This is a genomic window from Escherichia sp. WS547 (genome assembly GCF_046486065.1).
GTDB classification, from domain to species: Bacteria; Pseudomonadota; Gammaproteobacteria; order Enterobacterales; family Enterobacteriaceae; genus Escherichia; species Escherichia coli.
On the sequence record NZ_JBJQMA010000027.1, the window covers coordinates 1 to 15,773 of the forward strand.

13 protein-coding genes and 2 pseudogenes are annotated in these 15,773 nt (G+C 50.1%); 12 read left to right on the plus strand and 3 right to left on the minus strand.

What is annotated here, in order from left to right:
- The 3 genes and pseudogenes from ACJHWK_RS19970 to ACJHWK_RS19980 all read left to right on the plus strand — a co-directional run.
- The coding region (locus ACJHWK_RS19970; RefSeq protein ID WP_410234910.1) for an RHS repeat-associated core domain-containing protein at positions 1-1,324 on the plus strand (1,324 nt) is incomplete at its 5' end.
- Positions 1,305-1,796: a hypothetical protein gene (locus tag ACJHWK_RS19975; protein ID WP_000879780.1), complete on the plus strand. Its 492-nt coding sequence runs from the start codon at positions 1,305-1,307 to the stop codon at positions 1,794-1,796. The genes ACJHWK_RS19970 and ACJHWK_RS19975, both read left to right, overlap by 20 nt.
- Before the next feature lie 366 nt (positions 1,797-2,162).
- Positions 2,163-2,258 (plus strand): annotated as a pseudogene (locus tag ACJHWK_RS19980) (hypothetical protein); the annotation flags it as partial.
- A 58-nt stretch (positions 2,259-2,316) separates the two neighbouring features.
- On the opposite strand, the pseudogene ACJHWK_RS19985 reads toward ACJHWK_RS19980, so the two are convergent.
- The 3 genes and pseudogenes from ACJHWK_RS19985 to allS form a co-directional block, all read right to left on the minus strand.
- Positions 2,317-2,682: pseudogene (locus ACJHWK_RS19985) on the minus strand (helix-turn-helix domain-containing protein); the annotation flags it as partial.
- A 115-nt stretch (positions 2,683-2,797) separates the two neighbouring features.
- On the minus strand, positions 2,798-3,892 hold the full coding sequence (gene mnmH / locus ACJHWK_RS19990) for a tRNA 2-selenouridine(34) synthase MnmH (RefSeq protein ID WP_001522064.1): 1,095 nt from the start codon (positions 3,890-3,892) through the stop codon (positions 2,798-2,800).
- 68 nt (positions 3,893-3,960) lie between these two features.
- Positions 3,961-4,887: an HTH-type transcriptional activator AllS gene (gene allS / locus ACJHWK_RS19995; protein WP_000460145.1), complete on the minus strand. Its 927-nt coding sequence runs from the start codon at positions 4,885-4,887 to the stop codon at positions 3,961-3,963.
- Between the two features lie 229 nt (positions 4,888-5,116).
- On the opposite strand from allS, the gene allA reads away from it, so the two are divergent.
- From allA to glxK, 9 genes are all read left to right on the plus strand, one after another.
- A complete protein-coding gene (gene allA, locus ACJHWK_RS20000) occupies positions 5,117-5,599 on the plus strand; it encodes an ureidoglycolate lyase (RefSeq protein WP_000776388.1) in 483 nt (160 codons plus the stop codon).
- Positions 5,600-5,676: 77 nt separating this feature from the next.
- Positions 5,677-6,492, plus strand: coding sequence for an HTH-type transcriptional repressor AllR (gene allR / locus ACJHWK_RS20005; RefSeq protein WP_000141275.1), 816 nt, complete (start codon positions 5,677-5,679; stop codon positions 6,490-6,492).
- An 89-nt stretch (positions 6,493-6,581) separates the two neighbouring features.
- Positions 6,582-8,363, plus strand: a complete 1,782-nt coding sequence (gene gcl, locus ACJHWK_RS20010; protein ID WP_001309310.1) for a glyoxylate carboligase — start codon at positions 6,582-6,584, stop codon at positions 8,361-8,363.
- A 12-nt stretch (positions 8,364-8,375) separates the two neighbouring features.
- The gene (gene hyi / locus ACJHWK_RS20015; RefSeq protein ID WP_000943560.1) at positions 8,376-9,152 is read left to right on the plus strand and encodes a hydroxypyruvate isomerase; all 777 of its coding nucleotides are present in this window, start codon (positions 8,376-8,378) and stop codon (positions 9,150-9,152) included.
- 99 nt (positions 9,153-9,251) lie between these two features.
- Positions 9,252-10,130: a 2-hydroxy-3-oxopropionate reductase gene (gene glxR / locus ACJHWK_RS20020; protein ID WP_001522066.1), complete on the plus strand. Its 879-nt coding sequence runs from the start codon at positions 9,252-9,254 to the stop codon at positions 10,128-10,130.
- 169 nt (positions 10,131-10,299) lie between these two features.
- Entirely contained in the window at positions 10,300-11,754 is a 1,455-nt protein-coding gene (locus ACJHWK_RS20025; protein ID WP_000401140.1) for an allantoin transporter, read from the plus strand.
- A gap of 60 nt (positions 11,755-11,814) precedes the next feature.
- Positions 11,815-13,176: an allantoinase AllB gene (gene allB / locus ACJHWK_RS20030; protein ID WP_001522067.1), complete on the plus strand. Its 1,362-nt coding sequence runs from the start codon at positions 11,815-11,817 to the stop codon at positions 13,174-13,176.
- A gap of 56 nt (positions 13,177-13,232) precedes the next feature.
- Positions 13,233-14,534, plus strand: a complete 1,302-nt coding sequence (locus ACJHWK_RS20035; RefSeq protein ID WP_001302767.1) for a uracil/xanthine transporter — start codon at positions 13,233-13,235, stop codon at positions 14,532-14,534.
- A 21-nt stretch (positions 14,535-14,555) separates the two neighbouring features.
- Positions 14,556-15,701 carry a glycerate 3-kinase gene (gene glxK, locus ACJHWK_RS20040; protein WP_001522069.1) on the plus strand — a complete coding sequence of 382 codons (1,146 nt, stop codon included), beginning with the start codon at positions 14,556-14,558 and terminating at the stop codon, positions 15,699-15,701.
- Positions 15,702-15,773 lie beyond the last annotated feature (72 nt).

Consider the following 15,773-nt stretch of genomic DNA (forward strand, 5'->3'; position numbering starts at 1 on the left):
GGACCGCATCCCGGCGGGTGTGATACGGACGGACGACGAGCGGACCCACCACTACCACTACGACAGCCAGCACCGCCTGGAGTTCTACACGCGGATACAGCATGGCGAGCCACTGGTCGAGAGCCGCTACCTCTACGACCCGCTGGGACGGCGAATGGCGAAACGGGTATGGCGGCGGGAGCGTGACCTGACGGGGTGGATGTCGCTGTCGCGTAAACCGGAGGTGACGTGGTACGGCTGGGACGGCGACCACCTGACGACGGTGCAGACCGACAGCACACGTATCCAGACGGTATACGAGCCGGGAAGCTTCACACCGCTCATCCGCATCGAAACAGACAACGGCGAGCGGGAGAAAACGCAGCGGCGGAGCCTGGCGGAGAAGCTCCAGCAGGAAGGGAGCGAGGACGGACACGGCGTGGTGTTCCCGGCTGAACTGGTACGGCTGCTGGACAGACTGGAGGGGGAAATCCGGGCAGACCGCGTGAGCAGTGAAAGCCGCCAGTGGCTGGCACAGTGCGGGCTGACGGTGGAGCGGCTGGCGACACAGATAGAGCCGGTTTATTTACCTGAGCGAAAAATTCATCTTTATCACTGTGACCACCGGGGGCTGCCGCTGGCGCTCATCAGCGAAGACGGCAATACGGCGTGGAGCGGGGAGTATGATGAGTGGGGAAACCTGCTGAATGAGGAAAACCCGCATCACCTGCACCAGCCGTACCGTCTGCCAGGGCAGCAACACGATGAGGAGTCAGGGCTGTATTATAACCGGAACCGGTACTACAATCCGTTGCTGGGACGATATATTACTCAGGACCCGATTGGGCTGGCGGGGGGATGGAGTCTGTATGCGTATCCGCTGAATCCGGTGAATGGTATTGATCCATTAGGGTTAAGTCCTGCAGATGTAGCGTTAATGCGAAAAAAAGAACAACTAAACCATCAAAGAGCATGGGATATATTATCTGATACTTATGATGATATGAAGAGATTAAATTTAGGTGGGACTGATCAATTTTTCCATTGTATGGCATTTTGTCGAGTGTCTAAATTAAATGACGCTGGTGTTAGCCGATCAGCGAAAGGGCTGGGTTATGAAAAAGAGATTAGAGATTACGGGTTAAATATGTTCGGTATGTACGGCAGAAAAGTAAAGTTATCCCATTCTGAGATGATTGAAGATAATAAAAAAGACTTGGCTGTAAATGAACATGGGTTGACATGTCCATTTACACAAGATTGCTCAAATAGATGTATTGATTATATTAATCCAGAGCATAAAAAAACGATAAAGGCTTTACAAGATGCTGGCTATCTCAAGTAACATCTCAAAGATGGTAATATTTATTTTTGCTATTATAATCGTTGTTTTTTTATGCGTGACTACTTATCTTTATTTACACAAAGATGAATCTCTTGTAAGTAAGCATTACATAAACTATATGGCAATACCAGAAAGTGATGGGGTTTTTACATGGCTCCCAGATTTTTTTCCGCATGTAGCGGTGGATATATCAATATCCACAAATGTAGAAGATGATTATTTTTTTTCTTATTTTTCCCTAACAATCGATGATGGGGGGAGGTTTAAGAAAACATTGACGGTGAGGGCCAGGGAACAAGTGGCGAAAATCGTATCAGAGAATGATCCAGATACAAAAAAAGTGTGGTGTAAATATGGTAAAATACCAGGGCAAGGGGATAGCGTAAACCTTTTTTTTGTTGGTGAAATTAATGTTACGCATTATTTTATAACAAATATTGGAGCTGGATTGCCTGATGCTTGTGCAGAGTAATTGCTTGAATTAAGAGTCTATCCCATATCGAAGTCGTCAACTTCGTAGTGAGGAAAAGTAAAATCCCTGACTGAGAAAAGACATGTCGGCTATTGTGTAAAGCCATATAGCTCAGACGATGAATATCTACTCGTATTCAGTTGTTTATTGAGGGTGAGTTCCGACCCTGAAACAACAAATAAAATGAATAGTCAGAGAGTTTACATAGAATTGCACTAGTCTTTTACGATATCTGACATTGTGTAATACATATTCAGCCATGCATTAATTAAAATGTTTCGTGTTTAATGTGAGTCCCTATCTGAAAATAAATAATCCTTCCGGATTAAAATAAATTCTCGCCGGGAAAGAAAGAGGAAATAAACCATTAGCGGAAAACCAGCGGCACGCCAGGGTGACATGCCCCAGTACGGCGGCCCGATAGTCCAGGGTTCAGCGGGGGTACTGATAGTCGCGCCGACTGCATCGAGAACTCCATACAACTTTTTACGGAACGTCACCTGATAAAATTTGTTCAGTATCGTCTTTTGAGATTCTCAAGGTTATGGAGTAACCAGACAGAACGGACACCACTGTCGGAGATAAAAACCCCCTGTTTACGCAGCTCGTTGCTGGCCCGGTGCTGACCATGTGTCGGGAAAGCGACGGTGTAATCAACAACAGCCTGTTCAGTTGCCTCATCGGTACGGTTCTTAAGGTTAGGAGCGCGGCGACTACGATTAATCTGCACATCCACACCGCCTTCAGCGGCCAGTTCGCGGTAACGATAAAACGTTTCACGCGAAACGCCCATGATTTTACAGGCTTTTGATACGTTGCTGAGTTCTTCAGCCAGATTGAGCAAACCGGCTTTGTGTTTGATGACGGGATTGGCAGTATGAAGCATGAGAGTTACCTCTTGTTTTGGATAAGGATTCGACACTCATATCAAAACCGGTAACTCTCAACCTTTCAAGGCCATGTGTCAGATCAAGTCGCGACTAATACAAATACGTCCCTCATCACTGCGTCTTAACCCATTCCGCCACTTCCGCCCACTCACCGCGAAAGACAACTTTTTCCGCTTTTTTCTCAAGCTGATAGCGATACATTGGGTCGTAATATTCTTTAAGTAACGGCACTAGCCAGGCCAGATGACCGTCGGTGCTGCCAGTGGTGAGTTGCGTTGCCAGCGCCGCATCCAGACGTGCAGCCAGTTCGTTATAGCGCTGTAGCCCCAGCCGACGCTTAATCGCCGAAAGTCCGTGATGCAGGTATTCGCAATACTCCTGCCAGCCCTGTTCGTCGCCGTACGCATGGGTAAAATCATGATGCATACGCAGGAAATACTCTTCGTTCAGGCGTTCAAGACGGATCTCAAACGGGTCTTCTACCACCGCAATCGCCGCCTGGGTCATTCGCTCGCGCAGACATTCCGGCAGGTGATTCGAACCGATCATCCGGCTTTCATCTTCCAGCACCCACAGGTGCAGCTCCTGACGGGCGTCGGTTTTTAGCATTTCGGCAGCCAGCAGGTTTTCAAAACTTGCCTGGCTAAGTTGTGGTTGTAACGTGCGACCAAACGCCGAACCGCGATGACGCGCCAGCCCTTCCAGATCAACACCGTTTGGCTGTTGCTGCACTAACAGCGTTTTACCGCTGCCGGTACAACCGCCAATCAGCACTATCGGTTTTTGTGCCAGTTCAATAGTCGCCTGAATCGCCGTCTGGCGCAGTGCCTTATAACCGCCTTCCACCAGCGGATAATCAATCCCCGCTTCATGCAGCCAGCGTTGCACAATATGTGAACGTTGACCGCCTCGGGCGCAGCAGAGAATACCTTGCGGATTTTGCAGGCACGCTGCCCGCCAGGCGTCCATGCGCTGCTGACGAATTTCACCCGCCACCAGTTTATGCCCCAGCGCCAGCGCCGCGTCTGAGCCTTGCTGTTTATAGCAGGTGCCAACGGCGGCACGTTCATCGTTATTCATTAACGGCAGGTTGATAGCGGCGGGCATTGCGCCTTGCTCAAACTCGATGGGGGCGCGAACATCAATAATGGGCGTATCAGCAATCAGCAGGGCACGATAGTCCTGTTCCGTGTGTCTCTCTTGCATAGTTAAAAGTGAACCTCAAATCAGCTTGCGCGCTATTTTACGCGCCAACGCGCAAGGAAACTTGATTTTTAACTGCGTGGGTTGCCGAAAATTTCTAAAAATCCGCTGATTTCCGGCCTGCGCTGGGTAAACAAGGTCACAATATCTTCTACCGCTTTGCCGCTACCAAATTTGCGCCATGCCAGACTCAATGGTGAAGGAGGGCGCATCGTTGGGATTACCCGGCTGACCAGTTGTTGATTATCGATCATTGACTGGCAAAGTGATTTTGGCAAAAAACCAATGCCAACGCCCGCCAGATGGGCGGCGATTTTCGTTTCCATATCGGGAACAATAATCTCTTTTTGCCCCGGCAATCGCCAGGCGACGCGTTTGGTTAGTGTGCGGGCGCTGTCTTCAATATTGACCGCCGGAAAGCGCCGCAACTGTGCTTCTGTTAGCGGCTCTTCAACGTTCGCCAGCGGATGATCCGCCGCCATGACAAAGCGCCATTGCACCGATCCTAAGGGATCAAGACTAAAGGTATTTGCCAGCGCCTCGGTTCCCGTGACGCCGATAGCCAGTGAAAAACCTTCGTACAATAGCGAGTCCCAGACGCCCATATAGATTTGTCGGGAGATGTGAAACTGGGTAAACGGGTAACGTTCATTCAGCCACGCCAGCAGCTGGGCGACGGCCTGGGGGTTGTAGAGCAGGTTGTTGATGACAATATTCACCTGGCGTTCCACGCCATCATTCACCTGTTGCAGCTCGCTGGGCATACTTTCCAGCCAGCTCAGCCAGTCTCTGGCCTGAGAAAGTAGATGCTCGCCAGCCGCTGTCAACGTCACGCTGCGAGTCGTGCGGAAAAACAGCGCCACTCCGGTATTCTCTTCCAGAAGTTTAATGCGATAACTGATCGTCGCCGTGGTTTTACACAATCGTTCTGCCGCTTTTGAAAAACTTCCTGTTTCAGCAACCGCAATGAAAGTCCGCAAGGTTTCTGGATCGAACATCTTCAGGTATCCCCTTTTAAATCCGCAAGTTGCGTGATTTTCTTATCCTCTGATTTATCAGTATTTTTACATGATAACCCTGTTCAATTTGTGGACTAAATCTAGTTTTGGAAAAATATTCCAACTTTTGTGTTGATGTTGTTCTCTTAAGGTTTTAGATTGCCTGTTATTGAAACCAAGCTGACCGGTCGGCGGTGGTTGAACGGAATTATGTTACAAGGACAAAAAGATGAAACTTCAGGTATTACCGTTAAGTCAGGAAGCCTTTAGTGCTTATGGCGACGTAATCGAAACGCAGCAACGGGATTTTTTCCATATTAACAATGGCCTGGTGGAGCGTTACCACGATTTGGCGCTGGTTGAGATTCTTGAGCAAGACCGTACGCTTATCAGCATTAACCGCGCGCAACCGGCGAATCTGCCGCTGACCATTCACGAACTCGAACGTCATCCGCTGGGTACTCAGGCCTTTATCCCGATGAAAGGTGAAGTGTTTGTGGTGGTCGTGGCGTTAGGTGACGACAAACCAGACCTGTCAACGCTGCGGGCGTTTATCACCAACGGTGAACAGGGGGTGAATTACCATCGTAACGTCTGGCATCACCCACTTTTCGCCTGGCAGCGCGTCACCGATTTTCTGACCATCGATCGCGGCGGCAGTGACAACTGTGATGTTGAAAGTATTCCTGAACAGGAACTCTGTTTTGCGTGACGCCTGCAACCGACTTGCATAAGATAAACTAATTGTTCATTGTTTATGCTCACTTGTAGGTCGGAGTTAACGTAGGTATGACGGAAGTTAGACGGCGCGGCAGGCCAGGACAGGCGGAGCCTGTGGCACAGAAGGGCGCACAGGCGTTAGAGCGGGGAATTGCGATTCTGCAATATCTGGAAAAAAGTGGGGGAAGTTCGTCGGTTAGCGATATTTCTCTCAATCTGGATTTGCCGCTCTCCACGACCTTTCGCTTGCTGAAGGTTTTACAGGCAGCGGATTTTGTCTATCAGGACAGTCAGTTAGGCTGGTGGCATATAGGATTAGGTGTCTTTAACGTCGGTGCGGCGTACATCCATAACCGCGATGTCCTCTCCGTAGCCGGGCCGTTTATGCGCCGCCTGATGTTACTTTCCGGCGAAACGGTCAATGTCGCGATCCGTAACGGCAATGAAGCGGTATTAATTGGTCAGTTAGAGTGTAAATCGATGGTCAGGATGTGTGCGCCGCTGGGCAGTCGTCTGCCGCTGCATGCTTCCGGAGCGGGCAAGGCGCTGCTTTATCCGCTGGCGGAAGAAGAGTTGATGAGCATCATTCTGCAAACCGGTTTGCAGCAGTTTACGCCAACGACGCTTGTGGATATGCCCACCTTGCTGAAGGACCTGGAACAAGCGCGTGAACTGGGCTATACCGTAGATAAAGAAGAGCATGTTGTCGGCCTGAATTGTATAGCTTCAGCAATTTACGATGATGTCGGTAGTGTTGTTGCCGCTATCTCCATCTCCGGGCCTTCATCAAGACTGACAGAAGATCGTTTTGTCAGTCAGGGTGAGCTGGTCAGAGACACCGCCCGCGATATCAGCACGGCGTTGGGACTGAAAGCACATCCATAGTGTCTGTCGCATCCCGCTCTGCGGAGCGGGTTTTTTTGACAAAATTTGAAAGTTGGAAAATTTTTCCAATTAATAGAGGTAGGAATAAAATGGCAAAAATGAGAGCCGTTGACGCGGCAATGTATGTGCTGGAGAAAGAAGGTATCACCACCGCCTTCGGCGTTCCGGGAGCTGCAATCAATCCGTTCTACTCAGCGATGCGTAAGCACGGTGGTATTCGTCACATTCTGGCGCGTCATGTGGAAGGTGCTTCGCACATGGCGGAAGGTTATACCCGCGCAACGGCAGGGAATATCGGCGTATGTCTGGGGACTTCCGGTCCTGCGGGCACGGACATGATCACCGCGCTCTATTCTGCTTCTGCTGATTCCATTCCTATTCTGTGTATTACCGGCCAGGCTCCGCGCGCCCGTCTGCATAAAGAAGATTTTCAGGCCGTAGATATTGAAGCAATTGCTAAACCGGTCAGCAAAATGGCGGTTACAGTTCGTGAAGCGGCGCTGGTGCCTCGCGTGCTGCAACAGGCATTTCACCTGATGCGTTCTGGTCGTCCGGGTCCGGTACTGGTGGATTTACCGTTCGACGTTCAGGTTGCGGAAATCGAGTTTGATCCTGACATGTACGAACCGCTGCCGGTCTACAAACCTGCTGCCAGCCGTATGCAGATCGAAAAAGCGGTAGAAATGTTAATTCAGGCCGAACGTCCGGTGATTGTTGCCGGGGGCGGGGTAATCAATGCTGACGCAGCTGCACTGTTACAACAGTTTGCTGAACTGACCAGCGTTCCGGTGATCCCAACGCTGATGGGCTGGGGCTGTATCCCGGACGATCATGAACTGATGGCCGGGATGGTGGGTCTGCAAACCGCGCATCGTTACGGTAACGCAACGTTACTGGCGTCCGACATGGTGTTTGGTATCGGTAACCGTTTTGCGAACCGTCATACCGGTTCGGTAGAGAAATACACCGAAGGGCGCAAAATCGTTCATATCGATATTGAGCCGACGCAAATTGGCCGCGTGCTGTGTCCGGATCTGGGCATTGTCTCTGATGCTAAAGCGGCGCTGACGCTGCTGGTTGAAGTGGCGCAGGAGATGCAAAAAGCGGGTCGTCTGCCGTGTCGTAAAGAATGGGTCGCCGACTGCCAGCAGCGCAAACGCACTTTGCTGCGCAAAACCCACTTCGACAATGTGCCGGTGAAACCGCAGCGCGTGTATGAAGAGATGAACAAAGCCTTTGGTCGCGATGTTTGTTATGTCACCACCATTGGCCTGTCACAAATCGCTGCGGCACAAATGCTACATGTCTTTAAAGACCGCCACTGGATCAACTGTGGGCAGGCAGGCCCGTTGGGCTGGACCATTCCGGCGGCGCTGGGCGTGTGTGCCGCTGATCCAGAGCGCAATGTGGTGGCGATTTCCGGTGACTTCGACTTCCAGTTCCTGATTGAAGAATTAGCCGTTGGCGCACAGTTCAACATTCCGTACATCCATGTACTGGTCAATAACGCCTATCTGGGTCTGATTCGCCAGTCGCAGCGCGCGTTTGATATGGATTACTGCGTACAGCTCGCGTTCGAAAATATTAACTCCAGTGAAGTGAACGGTTACGGCGTCGACCACGTAAAAGTAGCGGAAGGTTTAGGTTGTAAAGCGATTCGGGTCTTCAAACCGGAAGATATTGCACCAGCCTTTGAACAGGCGAAAGCCTTAATGGCGCAATATCGGGTACCGGTAGTCGTGGAAGTTATTCTCGAGCGTGTGACCAATATTTCGATGGGCAGCGAACTGGATAACGTCATGGAATTTGAAGATATCGCCGATAACGCAGTGGACGCACCGACTGAAACCTGCTTCATGCACTATGAATAAGGGAGATAAATAATGTTACGTTTCTCTGCTAATTTATCGATGTTATTTGGTGAATATGATTTTCTCGCCCGTTTTGAGAAAGCTGCGCAGTGTGGTTTTCGCGGCGTTGAATTTATGTTTCCTTATGACTACGACATTGAAGAATTAAAACAGGTGCTGGCGAGTAATAAACTCGAACATACGCTGCACAATCTACCGGCGGGTGACTGGGCGGCGGGCGAGCGCGGTATTGCCTGTATTCCTGGCCGTGAAGAAGAGTTTCGGGATGGCGTAGCAGCAGCGATTCGTTATGCTCGTGCGCTGGGTAATAAAAAAATTAACTGTCTGGTCGGTAAAACGCCGGCTGGTTTCAGCAGTGAACAGATTCACGCAACGCTTGTAGAAAACCTGCGTTATGCCGCGAATATGCTGATGAAAGAAGATATTTTATTACTGATTGAACCTATCAACCATTTTGATATTCCTGGTTTCCATCTCACCGGAACTCGGCAGGCGCTGAAATTGATTGATGATGTTGGTTGCTGCAATTTGAAAATTCAGTATGACATTTATCATATGCAGCGGATGGAAGGTGAATTAACCAACACTATGACTCAATGGGCCGATAAAATTGGTCACCTGCAAATTGCCGATAATCCGCATCGCGGCGAACCGGGAACCGGAGAAATTAATTACGAATATCTCTTTACGGTAATTGAAAATTCTGACTACAACGGTTGGGTTGGGTGTGAATATAAACCCCAAACCACCACGGAAGCCGGTTTACGCTGGATGGATCCGTACCGTTAAAACGTAACGCTATTCAGACAATGCTTTTTTAGGCCGCTAAGTTGGCAGGGGATCGTGTTGTCTGAATTCAGGAAAAGCGAAATTTAAAAGAGGTTAATTATGAAACTGGGATTTATTGGCTTAGGCATTATGGGTACACCGATGGCCATTAATCTGGCGCGTGCCGGTCATCAACTGCATGTCACAACCATTGGTCCGGTTGCTGATGAATTACTGTCACTGGGTGCCGTTAGTGTTGAAACTGCGCGTTTGGTAACGGAAGCATCGGACATCATTTTTATTATGGTGCCGGATACGCCACAGGTTGAAGAAGTTCTGTTTGGTGAAAATGGTTGTACCAAAGCCTCGCTGAAGGGCAAAACCATTGTTGATATGAGCTCCATTTCCCCGATTGAAACTAAGCGTTTCGCTCGTCAGGTGAATGAACTGGGCGGCGATTATCTCGATGCGCCAGTCTCCGGCGGTGAAATCGGCGCGCGTGAAGGGACGTTGTCGATTATGGTTGGCGGTGACGAAGCGGTATTTGAACGTGTTAAACCGCTGTTTGAACTGCTCGGTAAAAATATCACCCTCGTGGGCGGTAACGGTGACGGTCAAACCTGCAAAGTGGCAAATCAGATTATCGTGGCGCTCAATATTGAAGCGGTTTCTGAAGCCCTGCTGTTTGCTTCAAAAGCCGGTGCAGATCCGGTACGTGTGCGCCAGGCGCTGATGGGCGGCTTTGCTTCCTCACGTATTCTGGAAGTTCACGGTGAGCGCATGATTAAACGCACCTTTAATCCAGGTTTTAAAATTGCGCTGCACCAGAAAGATCTCAACCTGGCACTGCAAAGTGCGAAAGCACTGGCGCTGAACCTGCCAAACACCGCGACCTGCCAGGAATTGTTTAATACCTGTGCGGCAAACGGTGGCAGCCAGTTGGATCACTCTGCGTTAGTGCAGGCGCTGGAATTAATGGCTAACCATAAACTGGCCTGATACCCGCAATAAAAATGGCCGATATCAGAAAATGAATCGGCCAGCAATATTAAAAAAAGAAAGCAGCCAAAGATGTTGCTTCAGTATTAAAAATAATATTTTTATTTTATTTGTTCCTCATAGCTAGATTAAAAAGACGTTATTCGATACGTGAAATTAAGAGGGATTTATGGAACATCAGAGAAAACTATTCCAGCAACGCGGCTATAGCGAAGATCTATTGCCGAAAACGCAAAGCCAGCGGACCTGGAAAACATTTAACTATTTTACCTTATGGATGGGTTCGGTTCATAACGTTCCCAATTATGTGATGGTCGGCGGCTTTTTTATTCTCGGCTTGTCTACCTTTAGTATTATGCTGGCAATTATCCTCAGCGCCTTTTTCATTGCCGCGGTAATGGTATTAAACGGTGCTGCGGGCAGTAAATACGGTGTGCCTTTTGCCATGATCCTGCGTGCTTCTTACGGCGTACGTGGTGCACTGTTTCCCGGATTATTAAGAGGCGGGATTGCTGCCATTATGTGGTTTGGCCTGCAATGTTACGCTGGATCGCTGGCCTGCTTGATCCTGATTGGCAAAATCTGGCCGGGATTTTTAACTCTCGGTGGTGATTTTACCCTGTTAGGGCTTTCTCTACCGGGCTTAATTACTTTCTTACTCTTCTGGCTGGTCAACGTTGGTATAGGTTTTGGCGGTGGCAAAGTTTTAAATAAATTCACTGCCATTCTTAACCCGTGCATCTATATCGTTTTCGGCGGTATGGCGATTTGGGCGATTTCGCTGGTCGGGCTCGGTCCAATCTTTGACTACATTCCGAGCGGTATTCAGAAAGCAGAAAACAGTGGCTTCCTGTTCCTGGTGGTGATTAACGCGGTAGTTGCGGTCTGGGCGGCACCGGCGGTGAGCGCATCCGACTTTACGCAAAATGCCCACTCGTTTCGTGAGCAGGCGCTGGGGCAAACGCTCGGTTTAGTTGTGGCCTATATTCTGTTTGCGGTCGCCGGGGTATGTATTATTGCCGGAGCCAGTATTCACTACGGCGCTGACACCTGGAACGTGCTGGATATTGTTCAGCGTTGGGATAGCCTGTTTGCCTCGTTCTTTGCGGTACTGGTTATTCTGATGACGACTATCTCTACTAACGCCACCGGTAATATTATTCCGGCTGGTTATCAGATTGCCGCCATTGCACCGACGAAACTGACCTATAAAAACGGCGTACTGATTGCCAGTATTATCAGCCTGCTGATCTGCCCGTGGAAATTAATGGAAAATCAGGACAGTATTTATCTGTTCCTCGATATTATCGGCGGGATGCTGGGTCCGGTAATTGGTGTCATGATGGCGCATTATTTTGTGGTGATGCGTGGGCAAATTAATCTTGATGAACTGTACACCGCACCTGGCGATTATAAATATTACGATAACGGTTTTAACCTCACTGCGTTTTCAGTAACTCTGGTGGCCGTTATTTTATCTCTTGGCGGTAAGTTTATTCCCTTTATGGAACCGTTATCTCGTGTTTCATGGTTTGTCGGCGTCATCGTCGCCTTTGCGGCCTACGCCTTATTAAAGAAACGTACTACAGCAGAAAAAACAGGAGAACAAAAAGTCACAGGTTAATTAATCCCGATATTGAACATTGAGTTAAAAAACCAATCTGTATTTTACAAGGAGTTTGTTATGTCTTTTGATTTAATCATTAAAAACGGCACTGTTATTTTAGAAAACGAAGCTCGCGTTGTAGATATCGCCGTTAAAGGCGGAAAAATTGCTGCTATCGGTCAGGATCTGGGCGATGCAAAAGAAGTTATGGATGCGTCTGGTCTGGTGGTTTCGCCAGGCATGGTTGATGCGCACACCCATATTTCTGAACCGGGTCGTAGCCACTGGGAAGGTTATGAAACCGGTACTCGCGCAGCGGCAAAAGGTGGTATCACCACCATGATCGAAATGCCGCTCAACCAGCTGCCTGCAACGGTTGACCGCGCTTCAATTGAACTGAAGTTCGATGCCGCTAAAGGCAAGCTGACTATCGATGCGGCACAACTCGGTGGCCTGGTGTCTTACAACATCGACCGTCTGCATGAGCTGGATGAAGTGGGCGTTGTCGGCTTCAAATGCTTCGTCGCAACCTGTGGCGATCGCGGTATCGACAACGACTTCCGTGATGTAAACGACTGGCAGTTCTTCAAAGGTGCGCAGAAGCTGGGCGAACTGGGGCAGCCGGTGCTGGTGCACTGCGAAAACGCGCTGATCTGTGATGCACTGGGCGAAGAAGCGAAAAGTGAAGGTCGCGTAACTGCCCATGACTATGTGGCTTCGCGTCCGGTATTTACCGAAGTGGAAGCGATTCGCCGCGTACTGTACCTGGCGAAAGTTGCCGGTTGCCGTCTGCACATTTGCCATATCAGCAGCCCGGAAGGCGTTGAGGAAGTGACTCGTGCACGTCAGGAAGGTCAGGACGTTACTTGTGAATCCTGCCCGCATTACTTTGTACTGGATACCGATCAGTTCGAAGAAATCGGTACTCTGGCAAAGTGTTCACCGCCGATCCGCGATCTGGAAAACCAGAAAGGCATGTGGGAAAAACTGTTTAACGGTGAAATCGACTGCCTGGTTTCCGACCACTCGCCATGCCCGCCGGAAATGAAAGCCGGCAACATCATGGAAGCATGGGGCGGTATTGCCGGTCTGCAAAACTGTATGGACGTGATGTTCGATGAAGCGGTACAGAAACGCGGTATGTCTCTGCCGATGTTCGGCAAATTAATGGCGACTAACGCAGCAGATATTTTCGGTCTGCAGCAAAAAGGCCGTATCGCCCCAGGAAAAGATGCCGACTTCGTCTTCATTCAGCCGAATAGCAGCTATGTTCTTACCAATGACGATCTGGAATATCGCCACAAAGTCAGCCCGTATGTTGGCCGTACCATTGGCGCGCGTATCATGAAAACCATCTTACGTGGTGATGTGATTTACGACATTGAACAGGGCTTCCCTGTTGCGCCGAAAGGTCAATTTATCCTTAAACATCAGCAGTAATCTGGCCCCTGCAATGCCCGTCCTTGCGGCGGGCATTCTCCGGTTAAGGTGTGTTTATGTTCAATTTTGCAGTCAGCCGCGAAAGCCTGTTATCAGGATTTCAGTGGTTTTTCTTTATTTTTTGCAACACGGTTGTGGTTCCTCCTACGCTACTTTCTGCTTTTCAGTTGCCGCAAAGTAGCCTGCTTACGCTCACGCAATATGCTTTTCTTGCTACTGCACTGGCCTGCTTCGCTCAGGCGTTCTGCGGTCATCGTCGCGCTATTATGGAAGGGCCGGGTGGCCTGTGGTGGGGAACCATCCTTACTATCACCCTTGGCGAAGCATCGCGCGGGACACCGATCAACGATATCGCTACCAGCCTGGCGGTGGGAATTGCGCTCTCTGGCGTGCTGACGATGTTGATTGGTTTTAGCGGATTAGGTCATCGTCTGGCGCGGTTATTTACGCCGTCGGTGATGGTCTTGTTTATGTTGATGCTGGGCGCGCAGCTGACCACTATCTTTTTCAAAGGTATGCTCGGGCTGCCGTTTGGCATAGCCGACCCGAATTTTAAAATTCAGTTACCGCCGTTCGCGCTTTCGGTCGCGGTGATGTGCCTGGTACTGGCGATGATTATCTTTCTGCCGCAACGTTTTGCCCGTTATGGCCTGCTGGTCGGTACGATAACCGGCTGGTTGTTGTGGTACTTTTGCTTTCCTTCTTCGCATTCGCTCTCCGGTGAGTTGCACTGGCAGTGGTTCCCGCTCGGCAGTGGCGGTGCTTTGTCGCCGGGGATTATTCTGACGGCGGTGATTACAGGTCTGGTTAATATCAGCAATACCTACGGTGCGATTCGGGGCACGGATGTTTTTTATCCGCAGCAGGGCGCGGGGAATACGCGTTATCGTCGTAGCTTTGTGGCGACCGGATTTATGACGCTGATAACCGTACCGCTGGCGGTAATTCCATTTTCACCGTTTGTTTCATCCATTGGTTTATTAACCCAGACTGGCGATTACACGCGGCGTTCGTTTATTTATGGCAGCGTTATTTGCCTGCTGGTGGCGCTGGTTCCGGCACTCACGCGTCTGTTTTGCAGTATCCCCTTACCAGTGAGTAGCGCGGTCATGCTGGTTTCTTATCTGCCTTTACTCTTTTCGGCGCTGGTGTTTAGCCAGCAAATAACCTTTACCGCTCGCAATATTTATCGACTCGCATTGCCGTTATTTGTCGGCATATTTTTAATGGCATTACCGCCTGTGTATCTGCAAGACCTTCCATTAACGCTTCGTCCTCTGCTCAGTAACGGCTTACTGGTCGGAATTTTACTGGCTGTTCTTATGGATAATCTTATTCCGTGGGAACGCATCGAATAATTTGTTGAAAAAGGATTGATAATGAAGATTGTCATTGCGCCAGACTCTTTTAAAGAGAGCTTAAGTGCAGAAAAATGTTGTCAGGCAATTAAAGCTGGGTTTTCGACCGTCTTTCCCGATGCGCACTATATCTGTTTGCCGATAGCGGATGGCGGCGAAGGAACGGTGGATGCGATGGTCGCCGCGACGGGCGGCAACATTGTGACGCTTGAAGTCTGTGGGCCGATTGGCGAAAAAGTGAATGCTTTTTATGGTCTTACCGGCGACGGGAAAACGGTGGTGATTGAGATGGCGGCAGCAAGCGGCCTGATGCTAGTCGCGCCTGAAAAGCGTAATCCGTTGCTGGCGTCAAGTTTTGGCACCGGAGAGCTGATTCGTCATGCGCTGGATAACGGCATTCGCCATATTATTCTCGGCATTGGCGGCAGTGCGACGGTCGACGGCGGTATGGGCATGGCGCAGGCGCTTGGTGTGCGTTTCCTTGATGCCGACGGTCAGGTGCTGGCGGCTAACGGCGGCAATTTAGCACGCGTGGCAAGTATTGAGATGGATGAATGCGATCCGCGTCTGGCAAATTGTCATATCGAAGTGGCGTGTGATGTTGATAACCCGCTGGTGGGGCCACGCGGTGCGGCGGCGGTGTTTGGTCCGCAAAAAGGGGCAACGCCGGAAATGGTCGAAGAGCTGGAACAGGGGCTGCAAAATTTCGCCCGCGTTTTACAACAGCAAACGGAAATCAACGTCTGCCAGATGGCGGGCGGCGGCGCGGCGGGCGGGATGGGTATTGCGGCGGCGGTATTCCTCAATGCGGATATTAAACCGGGTATTGAGATTGTACTGCGGGCAGTCAACCTGGAGCAGGCGGTGCAGGGTGCAGCGCTGGTGATCACCGGGGAAGGGCGCATCGACTCGCAAACGGCAGGTGGTAAAGCGCCGCTGGGCGTGGCGTCGGTGGCGAAGCAGTTTAATGTCCCGGTGATTGGGATTGCTGGCGTATTGGGTGATGGCGTGGAAGTGGTGCACCAGTACGGCATTGACGCGGTGTTCAGCATTTTGCCACGTCTGGCACCTTTAGCCGAAGTGCTCGCCAGCGGTGAAACCAATCTCTTCAACAGCGCACGAAATATTGCCTGCGCCATTAAAATAGGTCAGGGAATTAAAAACTGACTCTTGCCATTAGAGCGGATGCATTTTATCCCGCATCCGTTTTTTACCTGAATTTACCGCAAAAAAAGCCAC